General features: G+C 72.2%; 17 protein-coding genes. 12 read left to right on the top strand and 5 right to left on the bottom strand.

Annotated features, from left to right (window positions below; all coding sequences use genetic code 11):
* Positions 1–198: 198 nt before the first annotated feature.
* Positions 199–909: a TetR/AcrR family transcriptional regulator gene (locus ACZ56V_RS16290; protein ID WP_468942844.1), complete on the bottom strand. Its 711-nt coding sequence runs from the start codon at positions 907–909 to the stop codon at positions 199–201.
* 149 nt (positions 910–1058) lie between these two features.
* On the opposite strand from ACZ56V_RS16290, the gene ACZ56V_RS16285 reads away from it, so the two are divergent.
* Positions 1059–2180, top strand: coding sequence for an FAD-dependent oxidoreductase (locus ACZ56V_RS16285; protein WP_468942842.1), 1122 nt, complete (start codon positions 1059–1061; stop codon positions 2178–2180).
* Positions 2181–2239: 59 nt separating this feature from the next.
* Here ACZ56V_RS16285 and ACZ56V_RS16280 read toward each other — a convergent pair whose 3' ends face one another.
* Positions 2240–2695 carry a DoxX family protein gene (locus tag ACZ56V_RS16280; RefSeq protein ID WP_468942839.1) on the bottom strand — a complete coding sequence of 152 codons (456 nt, stop codon included), beginning with the start codon at positions 2693–2695 and terminating at the stop codon, positions 2240–2242.
* A 408-nt stretch (positions 2696–3103) separates the two neighbouring features.
* Here ACZ56V_RS16280 and ACZ56V_RS16275 point away from each other — a divergent pair, with 408 nt between their 5' ends.
* The 3 genes from ACZ56V_RS16275 (at position 3104) to ACZ56V_RS16265 (ending at position 4904) form a co-directional block, all read left to right on the top strand.
* Positions 3104–3535, top strand: coding sequence for an NfeD family protein (locus tag ACZ56V_RS16275; RefSeq protein WP_398910291.1), 432 nt, complete (start codon positions 3104–3106; stop codon positions 3533–3535).
* 2 nt (positions 3536–3537) lie between these two features.
* Complete coding sequence (locus ACZ56V_RS16270) at positions 3538–4587, top strand: SPFH domain-containing protein (RefSeq protein ID WP_398910289.1); 1050 nt, start codon at positions 3538–3540, stop codon at positions 4585–4587.
* Between the two features lie 92 nt (positions 4588–4679).
* Entirely contained in the window at positions 4680–4904 is a 225-nt protein-coding gene (locus ACZ56V_RS16265; protein WP_467384008.1) for a hypothetical protein, read from the top strand.
* Here the strand turns inward: ACZ56V_RS16265 and ACZ56V_RS16260 are convergent.
* The gene (locus ACZ56V_RS16260; protein ID WP_468942836.1) at positions 4882–5850 is read right to left on the bottom strand and encodes a DUF3152 domain-containing protein; all 969 of its coding nucleotides are present in this window, start codon (positions 5848–5850) and stop codon (positions 4882–4884) included. The two genes, ACZ56V_RS16265 and ACZ56V_RS16260, sit on opposite strands and share 23 nt — an antisense overlap.
* A gap of 113 nt (positions 5851–5963) precedes the next feature.
* On the opposite strand from ACZ56V_RS16260, the gene ACZ56V_RS16255 reads away from it, so the two are divergent.
* The 6 genes from ACZ56V_RS16255 to ctaF all read left to right on the top strand — a co-directional run bounded on the left by ACZ56V_RS16255 (position 5964) and on the right by ctaF (position 13939).
* The gene (locus ACZ56V_RS16255) at positions 5964–6653 is read left to right on the top strand and encodes a response regulator (RefSeq protein WP_468942833.1); all 690 of its coding nucleotides are present in this window, start codon (positions 5964–5966) and stop codon (positions 6651–6653) included.
* Between the two features lie 26 nt (positions 6654–6679).
* Positions 6680–8161 (top strand): ATP-binding protein, encoded by a 1482-nt coding sequence (locus ACZ56V_RS16250; protein ID WP_398910377.1) that lies wholly within the window; start codon positions 6680–6682, stop codon positions 8159–8161.
* Positions 8158–8781 (top strand): hypothetical protein, encoded by a 624-nt coding sequence (locus ACZ56V_RS16245; RefSeq protein WP_468942830.1) that lies wholly within the window; start codon positions 8158–8160, stop codon positions 8779–8781. Before ACZ56V_RS16250 ends, ACZ56V_RS16245 begins: the two co-directional genes overlap by 4 nt.
* Before the next feature lie 127 nt (positions 8782–8908).
* Complete coding sequence (locus tag ACZ56V_RS16240; protein ID WP_468942827.1) at positions 8909–11713, top strand: alpha/beta hydrolase; 2805 nt, start codon at positions 8909–8911, stop codon at positions 11711–11713.
* Between the two features lie 142 nt (positions 11714–11855).
* A complete protein-coding gene (gene ctaD / locus ACZ56V_RS16235; RefSeq protein WP_467384015.1) occupies positions 11856–13532 on the top strand; it encodes an aa3-type cytochrome oxidase subunit I in 1677 nt (558 codons plus the stop codon).
* Complete coding sequence (ctaF, locus tag ACZ56V_RS16230) at positions 13529–13939, top strand: aa3-type cytochrome oxidase subunit IV (RefSeq protein WP_467384017.1); 411 nt, start codon at positions 13529–13531, stop codon at positions 13937–13939. Before ctaD ends, ctaF begins: the two co-directional genes overlap by 4 nt.
* On the opposite strand, the gene qcrB is transcribed toward ctaF, so the two are convergent.
* Together qcrB and ACZ56V_RS16220 are read right to left on the bottom strand one after the other, a co-directional pair.
* Positions 13915–15573 carry a cytochrome bc1 complex cytochrome b subunit gene (gene qcrB, locus ACZ56V_RS16225; protein WP_468942824.1) on the bottom strand — a complete coding sequence of 553 codons (1659 nt, stop codon included), beginning with the start codon at positions 15571–15573 and terminating at the stop codon, positions 13915–13917. The genes ctaF and qcrB overlap by 25 nt on opposite strands.
* Before the next feature lie 100 nt (positions 15574–15673).
* The gene (locus ACZ56V_RS16220) at positions 15674–16033 is read right to left on the bottom strand and encodes a DUF6479 family protein (RefSeq protein ID WP_356364561.1); all 360 of its coding nucleotides are present in this window, start codon (positions 16031–16033) and stop codon (positions 15674–15676) included.
* A gap of 120 nt (positions 16034–16153) precedes the next feature.
* On the opposite strand from ACZ56V_RS16220, the gene ACZ56V_RS16215 reads away from it, so the two are divergent.
* Positions 16154–16531: a four-helix bundle copper-binding protein gene (locus ACZ56V_RS16215; protein WP_030182460.1), complete on the top strand. Its 378-nt coding sequence runs from the start codon at positions 16154–16156 to the stop codon at positions 16529–16531.
* A gap of 40 nt (positions 16532–16571) precedes the next feature.
* On the top strand, positions 16572–17468 hold the full coding sequence (locus ACZ56V_RS16210; RefSeq protein WP_468942819.1) for an oxygenase MpaB family protein: 897 nt from the start codon (positions 16572–16574) through the stop codon (positions 17466–17468).
* Positions 17469–17484: the final 16 nt, after the last annotated feature.

Below are 17484 nucleotides of genomic sequence, written 5' to 3'. Positions count from 1 at the left end.
AGCGCTGTGGCATGGCTCACTTGACTGCGACGCGACCAAGTCGACGGCGGTACGCGCGACTTCGCGCGGCGCCTCTCTCATCGAGCATGGATGCGAAAAGGGCATTTCCGCAGTGACCCACGCAACTTGGTCAGGCGTGGGATGCGTGAGACGGCGCACACGCCGAAGGCCGCCCGGCGGCGGCGGTCGTGCCCGGTGCTACCGGCCGGGCCGGTGAAGTGCCGTGATACCGGCCAGGACGAGGGTGATCCCGGAGAGGAACTGCTCGCGGTCGTCATGGCCGCGTACCTGGTCCGCCACGGCCCGGGTGAACGGGTACTCGTCCGGGTCGAGCCCTTCCCATGCCGTCGACACGGTGTCCAGGAACTCGTCCCGGTCCACGTCGCGCCCCGACGGGGCGGCGCCCGCGGAGTTCGCCGCGTTCTGGCCGGCGGCGCCGAGGATGTAGTGCATCAGCGCCGAGGACGCCGTGAACCAGTCGGCCTCGGGGACGCCCATCGCCCGGACCTGGCGGCCGAGGCTCTCGAAGATCCGCGGCGCCACCGTCCCCCATGGGGTGCGGGAGAGCTGCGTCGCGAGCTGCGTGGCCAGCCACGGGTGCGCTTCGGTCGCGTCGAACAGACCGAGCGCGACGGCGCGGACCGCGTCCTCGGGCGAGTCGGCGGGGTCGGCGGGGTCGACGGTGACGGCGGCGGCGACGACCGCGTCCGTGGCGGCGGCGAGCAGTTCGGCCTTTCCCGTGATGTGCCAGTAGATCGCCCCGGGGCCGGTCGAGAGGCGCTCGGCCAGCGCGCGGAAGGTGAGGCCGCGCTCTCCCGCGGTGTCGAGGAGTTCGACGGCGGCCGCGACGATGCGCTCCCGCGAGAGGGGTTCCTGCCGCCGTTCCGGACGGCGCGACCTGGTTGCCATGCCCCACATCCTAGACCGCCTGGAACGCCGTTCCAGCTTGACAAGCTGTGGAACGGCGTTCCACACTGGACGTGCTGGAACACCGTTCCAGTCCGGGTCGGACCCGTCGGCTCGCAGGCCCCGGGGACCGTGATCAGGAGGTATGCACCATGGCCACGCACGTCACGATCGTCGGCGCCGGACTCGGCGGTCTCACGCTCGCCCGCGTTCTGCACGTCCACGGAATCCCGGCCACCGTCTACGAGGCCGAGACCTCCCCGACGGCCCGCGCCCAGGGCGGGATGCTCGACATACACGACCACAACGGCCAGCCCGCCCTGCGGACCGCGGGGCTGTTCGAGGAGTTCCGCGGTCTCGTCCTGGAGGGCCGTCAGGCGAGCCGGGCCCTCGCCCCGGACGGGACGGTCCTGTATGAGGAGGGCGACGACGGCACGGGCGGCCGCCCCGAGGTGATGCGCGGCGAACTGCGGCGCATGCTGCTCGACTCACTCCCGGCCGGCACCGTCCGCTGGGGCCACAAGGTCCGTGCCGCCCGCTCCCTCGGCGACGGCCGCCACGAGGTGGCGTTCGCCGACGGCACCTCCGTCGTCACGAGCCTGCTGGTCGGCGCGGACGGCGCGTGGTCCCGGGTGCGACCGCTGCTGTCCGACGCCGCACCCGAGTACGTCGGCATGTCGTTCGTCGAGACCTATCTGTCCGACGCCGACGTCAGGCACCCGGCCGCCGCGAAGGCGGTCGGCGACGGTGCGATGTTCGCCCTCGCACCCGGGAAGGCGATCCAGGCCCACCGGGAGAGCGGCGGGACCCTGCACGCCTACGTGGCCCTGCGCAAGCCGCGGGAGTGGTTCGACGGCGTCGATCTCGCCGGGGCGGCGGGCGCGGCTCGGGTGGCGCGGGAGTTCGCCGGATGGGCACCGGAGCTGACCGCGCTGATCACCGACGCCGACGCCGCACCGGTCCTGCGTCCGCTCCACACCCTTCCCGCCGCGCACCGGTGGGAACGGGTGCCGGGAGCGACCCTGCTCGGTGACGCGGCCCACCTCATGCCCCCGTCCGGCGAAGGCGCCAACCTGGCCATGTACGACGGCGCCGAACTCGGCAGGGCGCTGGCCGCGCACCCCGGTGACGCGGAGGCCGCGCTCGCCGCGTACGAACGTGACCTGTTCCCGCGCGGCGCGGCCGAGGCCGCCGACGCCTCCCGGCTGCACGCGCTGATGTACGGCGACGACGCACCGTACGGCCTGATCGGCATGTTCGCCGGGCAGGAGTAGCGGGCGGTGCGGTGGCCCCGGGGGGACCACCGCTCGGCCACGGTCGGGCCCGCCGGGTTTCAGGCGGACGTCGGCGTGTCCGTGGGCATCGTCCGGGTGGCCCGTTCGCCGTCGTCACCGCGCCGTGGGCGGAGGCGGGAGGCCAGGCTCCAGCGGCCCGGACCGACGGCGGCGACCAGGAGGAAGGACCAGCAGAACATGGCCGCCGACTCCCCGCCGTTCTGGATGGGGAAGAGCCCGTCGGGCTGATGCTCCACGAAGTAGGCGTACGCCATGGACCCGGAGCACAGGATGGCCGCGGTGCGGGTGGCGAGGCCGCACACAACCAGTGTGCCGCCGGCGAGTTGCACCACGGCGGCCCACCAGCCGGGCCATGCGGCGAAGCCGGGCGCTGCTCCGTGCGGTCCGCCCAGGACGTCGAACAGGGTGGCCGCTCCGTGGCAGGCGAACAGCAGGCCCACGACGATGCGGAACAGCGCGATCACGTGCTCCCTGCGTTTTTCCAGCGCTTCCAACGGTGGTGCTCCTCTCTTGCGCAGCGGCCGCGGGTGGGGACCGGGCGGCCGGTGGGGATGGTGCGCAGCACGGGGGCTGGGTCCGAGGGCGTCCCGAGGGAGAGGGGAGACGCGCGACCCATTCGACCTTTCACCATCGCGGGCACGCTTGTCTAGACCAATAGCGCAACGAGTTGCGCGCCGGGGTCGCCGCGCCAAGTGGGCTCTGTCTCTTGGTAGTTGATGTTGCGCAGACCCTTGACCGGACCGGCTCCGCAGCTTTGATCCGACCGCCGACCTCGGAGCCTGCGCGGCCGCCTGACCGCGGCGCGCGCCGCCCCCCGTCCGTCCCCGGTGCTGGCCGGTGACGGACAGGTCCCGTTTTCCGGAAAGCCGGTAAAATAATTGAAACGCGGAAAGGGGGCCGTGATGGATCCGTGGCTGATCTGGCTGATCGTTTCTGCGGTCCTGATCGTGGCGGAGATCTTCACCCTGACCGCCGCGCTCGGAATGCTGGGAGTGGCCGCACTGATCACGTCCGCATCCGCGGCGGCCGGCCTTTCCACGCCTTTTCAATTCCTCGTGTTCACGGTCGTCTCCGCGGTCACGCTTCTCTTCCTCCGCCCCGTCGCGCTGCGCCACCTCGTCCAGCCCCAGACCCAGCGGTTCGGAGTGGACGCCCTGATCGGCCAGGCCGCCTACGTCGTCTCCGACGTGACCGGAAGGGACGGCCGGGTCCGCATCGGCGGTGAGGAATGGACGGCCCGTTCCTACGACGAGACGCTGGTGATTCCCCGGGGTGCGACCGTCGACGTCCTGGAGATCAGCGGCACCACCGCATTCGTCTATCCCCGGGAGTGACCATGGAAGCCACGGCTTTCCTCATCGCCGGTGTGATCGTCGCGCTTCTCGCCGTTTTCACCGTGATACGGGCGGTGCGCATCGTGCCGCAGGCCCGCGCCCGCAACGTCGAACGGCTCGGCCGCTATCACCGCACGCTGAAACCCGGACTCAGCGTGGTCATCCCGTACATCGACCGCGTCTACCCGGTCATCGACCTGCGCGAACAGGTGGTCTCCTTCAAGCCCCAGCCGGTCATCACCGAGGACAACCTGGTCGTCGAGATCGACACCGTGCTGTATTTCCAGGTCACGGACCCGCGCGCGGCCTTCTACGAGATCGCGAACTTCCTCCAGGCGGTCGAGCAGCTCACCGTCACCACCCTGCGCAACGTCGTGGGCTCCATGGACCTGGAGAAGACCCTCACCTCGCGCGACACCATCAACAGCCAATTGCGCGGGGTGCTCGACGAGGCCACCGGAAAATGGGGGCTGCGGGTGAACCGGGTGGAGATCAAGGCGATCGACCCGCCGCAGTCCATCAAGGACGCCATGCAGAAGCAGATGCGCGCCGAGCGGGACAAGCGGGCCGCGATCCTCGGCGCGGAGGGCCAGCGCCAGTCGCAGATCCTCACCGCCGAGGGCGACAAGCAGGCCGCCGTCCTGCGCGCCGAGGGCAACCGCACCGCCGAGATCCTCAAGGCGGAGGGGCAGTCCCGGGCCATCGACGAGGTCTTCCAGGCCGTGCACCGCAACGACCCCGACCCCAAGCTCCTCGCCTACCAGTACCTCCAGGTGCTGCCCCAGCTGGCGCAGGGTTCGGGCAGCACGTTCTGGGTCATCCCCAGCGAGGTCACCTCCGCGCTCCAGGGGGTGTCCCGCGCCTTCACCGAAGCGCTGCCGCAGTCGCCGGCCACCCGGGAGAGCCCGGCGGCGGACGAGGGGGCCGCCCAGGCGGCCAACGACACGGCACAGGCCGCGGAGGCCGCCGCCCAGGCACTCGCCGACGCGGCCAGGGCCAACGGCGTGCCCACCGAGGCGATGCGGCCCACCCCGGTGACCGAGGACCGCTGAGCCCGTGACCCGTCGTGAGCCGCGGGGTACGGGGCGCCGTAAAGTAGAGGTACAGGCATGCGGAAGCTCTCACGAGCGTGGGTGTGGGCGTCATGAACAGTCAGACGCAGAAGACGACAACGACGCGGACCGCCACCCGGCAGGTCGACGCGACGTACGAGGACACCTGCCCGGTCTGCGGCCACCGTGTCCCCGCCGAGATCCACCGGCACAAGACGCTGGGGATCTACGTACCGGCCTGGGGCCCCGGCACCTGCCGCAACCCGGACTGCGGAAAGCCCGACGGCGACACCGTCAGCCGACCGCCGGGCCGGTGACGGCACGGCCCTCGGCGTCGTAGGGCCAGACGTTGGTGCGGCAGCCGTGCAGGCCCTTGATCTGCTGCATCATCACCGGCGCCGGACGTCCCGCCCCGGGGCAGCCCTCATGGCCGTGGCCGAGGAAGTGCCCCACCTCGTGGTTGATGATCAGCGCCCGGTACGACGTCACGTCGTCCGCGTAGTACTGCGTGGCCAGCAGCCACCGTTTGAGGTTGACCATGACGTCCTGGCCCACGTTGCAGTTGACCTCGCCACCGGTGTCCAGGCCGTACTGACCGCATATGTCGTCCACCGTCCCCGCCGTGGCGAGCCGTACCCGGAAGTCGGACGCGCCCCCGGACACCCGGCGGAACCCGACCTTCCCGTCGGCCGTCCAGCCCCGCTCGTCGGCCAGGACGCGCTCCACCTCGGCCGCGACGTCCTGCGCCGGGATCCCGATGCCGTCCTCGACCTGCACCACGTACGTCAGCGTCCGCTCGCTCCCGCCGACCCGGTCACCGCCGCCGCCCGCGGTGGCGAAGGTCCCGGGCCCGGACGCCGGAATCGAGTCGGGGTCCGGCTTCTCCTCCTTCCCCTTCGCGTCCCCTTCCTCCTCGCTTTCCTTCTGCCTCTTCTTCTCCTTCTCCTTCGCCGACGTGGCCGTGGGCCCGTCCTTCGGCGCCTCCTCCGTCCCGCCGGCCGTGGGCGACTCGGGCCGCTGGGACGCCGAGGACGCACCGGCCGTGTCGGTGGAGCCGCCGGAGGGCTCCGTGGCCCCCTTGAAGGCCAGACCACCGGCGAGCACCAGGACGGCCCCGGCCGCGAGCCCCGGCCACAGCAGGCGGGGGCGGCCGCGGCCCCGGCGAGGGGAGCGGCTGCCGCCTCGGCGTCGGGAGCGGCTGCCGCCTCGGCGGCGGCCCGTGGCGGAGGACGGCGGGGGAGTCGGTCGACGGCGCTCGTTCATGATCACCAAGGGTGCCCGGGGCGTGTGATCGTCCGTGGACGGCTTTTGGACCGCTGTGTAACAGCCGTCACCCGCACGTGGTCTCCCATCCGTACGCACGCATACTGAGCTGCATGCCACGGGTCCTGATCATCGAAGACGACCGCGCCGTCCGGGACGGCGTGCGACTGGCCCTGCGCCGGCAGGGGCACGAGGTCGCCGCGGCCGCGACCGGCGAGGACGGACTGGAGCAGCTCCGGTCGTTCCGTCCGGACGCGGTGGTCCTCGACCTGATGCTGCCGGGCATGTCCGGCCTGGAGGTGTGCCGTCGCATACGCACCCACGACCAGGTGCCGATCATCATGGCCACCGCCCGCGGCGACGACACCGACATCGTCGTCGGACTGGAGTCCGGAGCCGACGACTACGTCGTCAAACCGGTCCGCGCCCGCGTACTGGACGCACGTATACGCGCCGTGCTGCGCCGCGTGGGCGGCACGGCGGACGACCAGGGCCCCGCGCGCACCGAACACCACGGCGACCTGGTCATCGACCGGGCCGGACTGACCGTCACCCACCAGGGACGGCCCGTCGCCCTCGGCCCCTCCGAACTGCGGCTGCTGCTCACCCTGTCCGCCTCGGCCGGGCAGGTGTTCAGCCGCCAGCAGCTCCTGGAGGCCGTGTGGGAGCACAACTACCACGGGGACGCGCGGCTCGTGGACGCCTGTGTCAAGCGACTGCGAGCCAAGATCGGTGAACCGCCGGGCAGCCCGCGTTACGTCCACACCGTGCGCGGCTTCGGCTACCGGTTCGGACCCCGGTGAGCATTCCCCGGGTGCTGCGGGCGCTGATGGGGCTGCGCCTGCGGCTGGTGGTGACCTTCACCCTCGTCGCGGTCGTGGCCACGGTGACCACCGGTGCGCTGACCTTCCGTGAGGCACGGACCGGAGTCCTGCAACAGAGCCAGGACACGGTGATCGAGGAGTTCCGGCACCGCGTCAACACGCTGGTCCCCAACTACCGGTTCCCGCCCGACGCGGCCGGTCTGGAGTCGTTCGCCGGCGACGTGTCCAGGGGCGGGCGGTCACAGCCGTGGCGGGTGCTGGTCGCCTACCGGGAGGCGAGCGCGACGTCCGTCCCCGGGGACGCCTTCGGGGAACTGTCCCCGGCCATGCGCGAGTCGGTGCGCTCCCGCCGGGCCACCGTGTTCCAGCGGGTCTCGCACGACGGCCACTCCTCGCTGGTCGTCGGCATGCCCGTCACCTTCGCCGGCCAGTACACCACCGAGCGGCGCGCCTCCGGCCTCGAGGTCTACCTCACGGTGCCGCAGCGGGAGGAGCAGGGGTACGTCGACGCGCTGGTCACCGCCATCGAACGCGCCACCGTGCCGGCCCTGGCCCTGGCCGTCCTGATCGCCCTCCTGGCCGCCCGCGGCGTGCTGCGTCCGGTGCGGGCGCTGCGCCGGGCGACCCGGAGCATCGCCGAGGGGCGGCTGGACACCCGGCTCGCCGTGCACGGCTCCGACGAACTCGCCGATCTCTCCCGCACCTTCAACGAGACCGCCGCGGCACTGGAGGGCTCGGTGGCGGAACTGCGGCGCATGGAGGCAGGCGCCCGCCGCTTCGCCGCGGACGTCTCCCACGAACTGCGCACCCCGCTGGCGGCGATGTCGGCGGTCACGGACGTGCTGGACGAGGACGCGGCCGGACTCGACGAGGACACCGCGACGGCCGTACGCCTGATCAGCGCGGAGACCACCAAGCTGGCCGCGCTGGTGGACGACCTGATGGAGGTCTCCCGGTTCGACGCGGGCGCGGCCGCCCTGCACCTGGACGAGATCGATCTCGCCGAGTCCCTGCGCCGCACCCTCGCCTCCCGCGGCTGGCAGGACACCGTGGAGACCGGCCTGCCGGAACCGGGCGCGCTGCGCGGCCGCGTCGACCCGCGCCGCCTCGACGTGATCGTGGCGAACCTCGTCGCCAACGCCCTGCGGCACGGCGCACCCCCGGTCCGCCTGGACCTCCACGCCCAGGACGACCCCCACGCCGGAAGGCAGGCCGTCGTCACGGTCCGCGACGGCGGGGACGGCATCCCCGAGAGCGTCCTGCCCCATGTCTTCGACCGCTTCTACAAGTCGGCCGACGCCCGCGCCCGGAGCGAGGGCAGCGGCCTCGGCCTGTCCATCACCACGGAGAACGTACGCCTGCACGGCGGTACCGTCCGGGCGGCCAACCACCCCGAGGGCGGCGCCGTCTTCACGGTCGTCCTGCCGCTGACCCCGGACGCCACGGAGGACCCGACGCCGCCCCCGGCGAAGGAGGACCGCACATGAACCCGTCCGCGCGCGCCGTCCCGCTGCTGCTCGCGGCGCTGCTGCCGCTCTCCGCGTGCGGCATCCCCGAGACCGGAGTGGTCGAGGCGGGCGAACCCGCGACCGGCGTCCTGGACCCGGGCGTCACCTCCGTGCCGTCGGAGTCCGCGCCCGAGGCGGTGCCCCTGGTCAAGATCCCGCTCTACTTCGTCGAGCACGGGTCCCTGGTCGCGGTGGACCGCACGGTGCCGGGCGCGACCGACCTCGGCAGCACCCTGCTCATGCTGTTCAAGGGCCCCGACGACAAGGAGCGCAGGAGCGGGCTGACCACCGAACTGCCGCCCGCCGCCGAGGCGCCCACCATCCGCACCGACGGCACCGGCGTCAGCGTCCGGCTGCCGCGGAGCGCCGGGAGCCTCAGCGGCACCGCCGTCGACCAACTGGCCTGCACCGTCGCCGTCGCCCGGCTGCGCCAGGACCCGGCACTGGGCAGCGCGCAGGTGACCGTGGAGCAGCCCGGCGGCCGACTGGCCGGCCGCTCCAGCGACGACTGTCCGCTCGGCGCTGCTCCCCTCAGGAACGCCCCGGCCCCCGGGACCGGCACAAGCGGCGGCGCGACCGCCGACGGGGCCGGCGACTGACGGCTCGGCTCTGCTCGGGTCGACTCACAGGCAACCCCAAGGATCTTCCTCCCCTCCTCCAACCGGGGGCGTCCACAAGGACGTTGCCCCGGTCCGAGGTAGCACCGAGGTGTTGAGGAGCGGATTCTTGATACGTGCTCGAACGATATGGGCCGCCGCGACAGCGGCCCTGACACTGGTGGGCGTCGCGCCCGCCGCGGCCCACGCCGCACCGGAACCGCCCGGCGGCGCCGCATCCCTGCGGGCGGCACCGGACGGCACCGCCGACCTGCCGCCCGGCTGGCGGATCACCGGCACCGGTACGGCGAGAGCCCTTCAGTGGCGCTCCCCGCGGCCCGTCCGGCCCGGTGACGCACGGGTGGAGTTCCACTCCGGCGGCCGCCTGCTCGGCGTACCCGAACCGGACCGCGACGGCAGGACCTTCCGCCTGCCCCTGGACGAGACCCGGCCGGACGCACCGCACGGGCTCACCGACCTCCAGGTCCGCGCCGCCGGCCGCCGGCTGGACCGGGAACCGGGAGCCGCCGCCCGACAGCGCCGCCCCGCCGAAGCGCCCCCGGCGAAACTCCCGCCCCTCCTCCCCGCCGCCACCGTCGACCCGGGCACGCCCGGCCGGTTCGCCACGACCACCGGCGAGTACACGCTCGACCCGGTGCGGCTGCCGGGCCTGTCCGCCCCGGTCGAGATGCGCGGCCTGGTCGTCGCGCCGAAGGGCAGCACCGGCAAGCGCCCCCTCGCGCTCTTCCTGCACGGCCGGCACGCCACCTGCTACGTGCCCGGCCAGGGGGAGGAGGCCGTCACGATCGACTGGCCCTGCACCGACGGCACCGAGCCCATCCCCAGCCACCGCGGCTACCTCCAGGACCAGAAACTGCTGGCCTCCCAGGGCTATGTGACCGTCTCGATCTCCGCCAACGGCATCAACGGCCAGGACGGCGACCTCGAGGACGGCGGCGCCCAGGCCCGCTCGTCACTGGTCCGCTCGCACCTGGCCCGCTGGGCCGACTGGGCCGCTGGGACCTCCGCCGCCCCGGACGCCGTACGCCGCGGCCCGAAGGCCGACCTGTCCCGGGTCCTGCTCGTCGGCCACTCCCGCGGCGGCGAAGGCGTCGACCGGGCGGCGATGGACAGTCTGTACCCGCCGCCCGCGGCCCAGGACGGCCACCGGGGACGGGCCCGCTGGAACATCCGCGGCACCGTCCTCATCGGCCCCACCGCCTTCGGCCAGAACCCGGTGCCCGACGTGCCGTCCCTGACGATCCTGCCGGGCTGCGACGGCGACGTCTCCGACCTCCAGGGGCAGCTCTACGTCGACGGCACCCGTGGCGTGAGCCGGGGCCGCGCGCTGCACAGCGCGGTGCACATCACGGGCGCCAACCACAACTACTTCAACAGCGAATGGACGCCCGGCCAGGCCGCGGCACCCGCCTCCGACGACTTCTGGGCGGACCCCGAGGCACCCGACCCGGTCTGCTCGACGGGCAGCCCCACCCGGCTCACCGCCGGGCAGCAGCACCGGGCCGGCGCGACCTACATCGCCGCCGCCGCCCGGCTGTTCGTCGCCGGTGACGACCGGGTGCGCGAGCTGGTCGACGGCACCGGCCGCCGCGCCCCCTCGGCCGACCCGGCCCGGGTGCTGACCCACGCGGTCGGCGCCGGACGCGGCGCCGGGTTCCTGCCGGACGGCGGCGTGAAGGTGACCGGCGGCGGACGCCTGTGCTCGGCGGTCGACCCCGACCCCGGCGTCGCCTGCCTCGGCGAGGACGCGCGCGGCTCCTCACCGCACTTCGCCTACTGGCAGCCGGAACGCGAGACCGGCCGCGGCGCGGTCGCCCTGGACTGGTCCGCCCCCGGCACCGCGACCCGGGTCCGACCCGGCACCCCCGTCTCCCTGAAGGGTGCCAAGAGCCTCGCCCTGCGCGTCATCGTGCCGCCGGGCAGCACCGGCACCCGGCTCGACGTGGCCGTCACCGACGCCACCGGCCGGCGTGCCACCCTGGGCGCCGTCCGCGCCGACGGACTCCCGGGCAGCGAACGCACCGCGTCCTACTGGGCGCAGGAACTGCGCGTACCGCTCACCGCCGCCACCCGCGCCGGAATAGACCTGCGCCGCGTCACCGCGCTGGAACTGACACCCCGCTCCCGGGCGGGCAAGGCATGGCTGATGGACGCCTACGCCTGGCAGCCGGGCACGCCCCGGGTGCGCCCGGCCCCGCTGGCCCGCGTCGACGTCGGCCGGACGACGGTCGAGGAGGGCGACTCGGGCGTGCGCACCTACCACGTCCCGGTGCGGGTCTCCGGCAAGGGCACCGGCACGGTCCGGATGTACGTCATGGAAGGGTTCGGCACGGCGGTCGAGGAGCGCCTGGTCACCGTGCGCTCCGGCAAGCCCTTCGTCGACGTGAGCGTGAAGGTGACGGGCAACAAGCGCTACGGCGGCGACGCGAACCACGACCTGTTGGTCAAGGCGGTACACGGCTCGGTCGTCGGCTCCTACGCGGGCGGCGTGACGGTGCGGGAGGACGACCCGATGCCGGAGATCAGCGTGACGCCCGTCACCGACAAGGTCACCGAGGGGGAGCCGCTGCGCTGGCGGGTCTCGCTCTCGGAGCCCGCCGACGCGGACCTGTACACGGTACTGCTACCGGTCCCCGACGACACCCGTCCCGAGCTGTCCACCAAGGACGTCGACCACGACTGGCTCCTCGAGACGGTGGGCGAGGTCCCGGCGGGGGAGGTCCCGCTCTCCCGGCTGGACTACTTCGCGCTCTGGGTCTCCGTCCCGTCCGGTGAGACGGAGACCGAGATGACGGTGCCCACCATCGGCGACGAGGTCGCGGAGCCCACGGAGTACATCGGATTCCAGAACACCGACGACGACGGTGAGCCACAGGGTCCGGTGCTGACCGGCACCGTGCTCGACGCCCCTTAACCCGAGCGCCGCAGACGGGTGCGGGTCCGGAACCGTCCGGTCCGCACCCGCGTGCGCCAGGTGGCCCATCCGCCGGACGCCCGGTCCCGGCCTCGGCGTGGTCGTGGGGCTGAGCCCACGGCGCCTGGGTACTCTCCGCCGCATGGCGGTGGACAGAAGAACCGAGTCGCCGCGCCGGACACCGGCCCGGCGGCGGACGAACCGCACACTGGGCCGGGCACTGGTGCGGTGGGCCACGACGACCGATCACAAGGTGATCGGCCATCTCTACCTGGCGACGTCGTTCGGCTTCTTCCTCTTCGGCGGCGTCCTGGCCATGCTGATGCGCAGTGAACTCGCCCGGCCGGGACTGCAGTTGTTCAGCAACGAGCAGTACAACCAGCTGTTCACCGTGCACGGCACCATCATGATGCTGCTGTTCGCGACCCCGCTGTTCGCCGGGTTCACCAACGTCATCATGCCCTTGCAGATCGGTGCCCCCGACCTGGCGTTCCCCCGGCTCAACGCGCTGTCGTACTGGATGTACCTGTTCGGCGGCCTGATGGTGGTGGCGGGGTTCCTGACGCCCGGGGGAGCGGCCTCGTTCGGCTGGTTCGCCTACGCACCGCTGAACAGCGCCACCTTCAGTCCGGGCCCGGGCGGTGACCTGTGGACGATGGGCCTGGTGGTGAGCGGCGTGTCGACCACGCTCAGCGCCGTCAACTTCATCAGCACCATCATCTGCCTGCGCGCCCCCGGCATGACCATGTTCCGGATGCCGATCTTCACCTGGAACATCCTGTTCACGTCGATCCTGGTGCTGCCCGCCTTTCCCGTGCTCACGGCCGCGCTGCTGATGCTGGAGGCCGACCGGAAGTTCGGCGCGCACGTCTTCGACGCGGCGGGCGGCGGGGCGCTGTTGTGGCAGCACCTGTTCTGGTTCTTCGGCCATCCCGAGGTGTACATCGTCGCGCTGCCGTTCTTCGGCATCGTCACCGAGATCATCCCGGTCTTCAGCCGCAAGCCGATCTTCGGCTACGTCAGCCTGGTCGGCGCCACCATCGCCATCACCATGCTCTCCGCGGTGGTGTGGGCCCACCACATGTTCGCCACCGGCGCCGTGCTGCTCCCGTTCTTCTCCCTGATGTCGTTCCTCATCGCCGTGCCGACCGGGGTGAAGTTCTTCAACTGGATCGGCACGATGATGCGCGGCTCGCTCTCCTTCGAGACCCCCATGCTGTGGGCGTGCGGGTTCCTGGTGACGTTCCTGCTCGGCGGCATGAGCGGCGTCCTCATCGCCTCACCGCCCCTGGACTTCCATCTGACGGACTCGTACTTCATCGTCGCCCACCTGCACTACGTGCTGTTCGGCACGGTCGTCTTCGCGATGTTCGCCGGTTTCTACTTCTGGTGGCCGAAGTTCACCGGCAAGATGCTCGACGAACGCATCGGGAAGATCCACTTCTGGACCCTCTTCGTCGGCTTCCAGACCACCTTCCTCGTCCAGCACTGGCTCGGTGAGCAGGGCATGCCGCGCCGCTACGCCGACTACCTCGCCGCGGACGGCTTCACCACGCTGAACACCATCAGCTCCATCGGTGCCTTCCTCCTCGGGCTGTCCACCCTGCCGTTCCTCTACAACGTGTGGCGCACCCACCAGTACGGCGAGAAGGTCGAGCAGGACGACCCCTGGGGCTACGGCCGTTCCCTCGAATGGGCCACCAGCAACCCGCCGCCGCGCCACAACTTCACGTCGCTGCCCCGGATCCGCTCCGAGTCCCCGGCGTTCGACCTGCACCACCCCGACGTCTCCCGACACGATCAGAGGCATGTGCAGTGAGGACCGAATCCCGTCTCTTCACCGGTGTGGCGGTCTTCTTCGGCGTCGAGGCGGCGCTCTACGGCTGGTGGTCGCGCGAGCCCGCCGGCACCGCCGCGCTCGTCATCGCCTTCCTCATGGCCTCGCTCGTCGCGTTCTTCCTGCGCGTGCAGTACCGCAAGCGCGGTCTGAGGGCGCAGGACCGCGGTGAGGGCGAGGTCGTGGACACCGCGGGCCCGCTCGACTTCTTCCCGCCGCGCAGCGCCTGGCCGATCACGACCGCGCTGGCCGCCGTGGTGCTCGCGCTCGGCATCGTCTTCGGCCTGTGGCTGGCGCTGATCGGCTTCGGCCTGCTCGCCATGGGGGCCAGCGGGCTGGTCTTCCAGTACGCCGACCGGGGCGTTCAGCGCTCCGGCTCGCCCGAGTAGGCGTCCCGTTCCGGCGCTTTTGCCGGTGCCGCCGCCTCCGGTGCCGACCCCCGCTCCGGCTCCGCCTCCTCGACGTCGACCCGGTCGCCGTAGTACCACTCGCTGAGCGTCGCCCGCAGTCGGCCCACGTGCGGGGCGTCGCCCTCCTTCGCGGACGGCGCGAGCGGCTCGGGCTGCCTGCGGGCCCGCAGCACGTAACGCTCCTCGGGGTCGAGGGGCCCGTGGCTCTCGGCGTAGCCGCCCGCGAGGGTCTGGTGCACCTCGCCCGTCTCCTCTCCCTCCGTCAGACGCTCGCGGTCGCGCTCCTGAAGTGCCAGGCAGACGCGCTTGGCCACGACGAAGGCCAGCGGCGGCGCCAGCACCAGGGAGACGCGGAAGATCCAGGTGAGCAGGTTCAGCGAGACGTGGAAGGTGTGGGCGAGGATGTCGTTGCCGCCCGCCAGCAGCAGCACACCGTAGAAGACGATCGCGGCGACGCCCAGTCCGGTGCGTACCGGCTTGTCCCGGGGCCGGTCGCACAGGTGGTGTTCCTCGTGGTCGCCCGTCACCCACCGCTCGAAGAACGGGTAGGCGTAGAGCACCGCGAACAGGGCGCCCGGCAGCAGAACCGCCGGCACCAGCACGTTCCACATGACGGTGTGGCCCGCCACCGCCGTCTCGAAGGGCGGCATCAGCCGCAGCGAGCCCTCCAGGAAACCGACGTACCAGTCCGGCTGCGAGCCCGTGGAGACGACGTCGGGGCGGTAGGGGCCGTACGTCCAGATCGGGTTGATCTCGGCCACCGCCGCCAGCACCGTCAGGAGACCGAAGACCATGAGGAACAGACCGGTGGAGTTCGTCATGAACTGCGGGAACAACGGCTTGCCCACCGCGTTGCGGTTGGTGCGCCCGCGGCCCGCCCACTGGGTGTGCTTCAGGTAGAACACCAGGATCAGATGGAGCGTGACCAGCGCGACCAGCAGCGCGGGGAGCAGCAGGATGTGCACCGAGTACAGCCGCGGCACGATGTCGTGGCCGGGGTACTCGCCGCCGAACACGAACATGCTGATGTACGTCCCCACCACCGGGATGGACAGCATGATCCCCTGCGCGATGCGCAGCCCCGTCCCGGACAGCAGGTCGTCCGGGAGCGAGTAGCCGGCGAAGCCCTCGGCGAGCGCCAGCACGAAGAGCGTGACGCCGATCAGCCAGTTGACCTCACGCGGTCGGCGGAACGCCCCGGTGAAGAAAATACGCAGCAGATGCACCCCGATGGCCGACAGGAACACCAAGGACGACCAGTGGTGAACCTGCCGGATCAGCAGCCCGCCGTGCACGTCGAAACTGATGTCCAGGGTCGAGCGGTACGCCTCCGACATGCTCATGCCCAGCAGGGGTTCGTACGAGCCGTCGTAGACGACCTCCGTCATCGAGGGCTTGAAGAACAGCGTCAGCCAGACCCCGGTCAGCAACAGCACGACGAAGCTGTACAGGGCGATCTCGCCCAGCAGGAACGACCAGTGTTCCGGGAAGGCCTTGCGCAGCAGCCCCCCGCCCTCGGAGACGGGGAGGCGCCCGTCGGCCCAGTTGACGGTGTGTTCGCCCGCACGGCGGGCCCGCGCACCGGCGCGGGCCCTTCTCCTCTGCAACAGCACGGCGCATGGGTTCCCCACGGCCGGTGCCGGAAACTACGCTCCGACTAGGTACGGTCACCCTCGGCTTGCCCCACTCGTCCCGGAGTGCCGTGCGACACGGTCAGCGTCCGCCCGGGCCGCCGCTGCCGAAGGAGCCGCTGCTGCCCTCGTCCCAGCGGGGCCGCTCCTGGTCGGAGGCGGTACGGCTGCCCTGGTGCCCCATCTCGTGCGGCAGCGTGCGTTCGTCGCTCCGCGGCATCTCGTTCGGCTCCCGACGCTCCCGCTCCTCGTGGACGGGACCGTCGTCGGGCATACGGGGCTGTTCCTCGGGACGCGGGGGCGGCGACTCCCGGCGCTTCTGCCGACTGCCGAAGGCGAACGCGCCGATCAGTACGGCCACCACCACCACGGCCGCGACGATCAGCCAGACGGGAAAACCGCCGGAGCCGCTCGCGGCCAGATCCATCCATGCGTTGGTCATGGAGCGCGGGTACCCCCGGCCCGCGCGACCAACCAGCTCACCGCGACCGCGACGGTCCGGACCCCTGGGAAACAGCGGGTCCGGCGGTTTGGCGCGGCAACCGGCGGCAACCCGCGCGGTGTGACATCGACGACGACTTCCCAGCAGGAACTGTTCCGCTTCCTCGAGGACCGCTTCGCCTGCGCCCAGGCGTGCACCGAGTGCGCCCGGGCCTGCGCCCTGCGGGCGAGCCTCGTGGACCCGGACGGGACCGAGAACCAGGAACTCGTACGGCGCAGGGGCATCATGTGCGCGGAGGTCTGCGACGCGACCTGCCGGGTGCTGTCCGAACAGAACCAGGTGGACGAGTCCGCCATCCGCGCCCAGCTGGAGTGGTGCCGCCAGGTGTGCCTGGAGAGCGCGCACGTCTTCGACGGCCACCCGGGCGCCGAGGAGAGCGCGCGGGCCTGCCGCGACTGCGCCCGCGCCTGCGGAGAGTTCCTCGCCACCCTGCGCTGAGGCCCTGGGAGCACGCGGCGCGACGCGTTAGCCTGCCCGTATGGCGGCGACGGACGGCGACCCGGGACTTTTCGGTCCGAGCTCCGTGACCTGGCAGGCGCACGGCGACCCGATGATGTGGGTGGCCGGCGTCCGCGCCCTCTACCTCCAGGCCCTGCACCCGCGCGCCGTGCGCGGCGTGATGCAGAACAGCGACTTCCGGCGCGACGCCTGGGGCCGCCTGATGCGCACCGCGGGCTTCGTCGGCACCACGACGTACGGCACCACCGAGGCCGCCGAGCGGGCCGGGGCCCGGGTACGGAAGATCCACCGCATGCTCGGCGCCACGGACCCGGAGACGGGGGAGCGCTACGGCGTCGACGAGCCCGCCCTGCTGCTGTGGGTGCACTGCGCCGAGATCGGCTCCTACCTGCACGTCCTGCGCCGCTCCGGATTCCCGCTCACCGACGCCCACGCCGACCGCTACCTCGCCGAACACCGGCACAGCGCCCGTCTCGTCGGCCTCGACCCCGCCTCCGTACCCGGGAACCGGGCCGAACTGGCCGCCTACTTCGCGCGGGTACGGCCCGAACTCGAAGCGGGAGCGGAGGCGCACGAGGTGGACGACTTCCTGCTCCGCCCGCCCGTCCACCCCCTCCTGGTCCCCGCCCGCGAGCTGCTGTGGCGGCGGGTCGCCTCACTCGCGTACGACTCACTACCGCCTTACGCGCACGAGCTCTACGGCCGGCCCGCGCCCCCGCCCGCGACCGTCACCCGCCGACTGCGGGCCACAGGCACCCTGCTGCGCCGGGTTCCGGCACGTCTGCGCTGGCAGCTGCCGCCCAAACACATCCTGCGCGCCATGGCACGGCTCGGTCCGGCCGCGCGCCCGGCGCCATACAAAATCGGACGACAAGCGGCCATACTGGACCGGCCAGGGGAGGGCGCGGCGGACTGAACCACGGGGGCGGGGC

The organism is Streptomyces sp. NPDC034099, from assembly GCF_055575415.1.
This window is presented reverse-complemented; position numbering and strand designations above follow the sequence as displayed.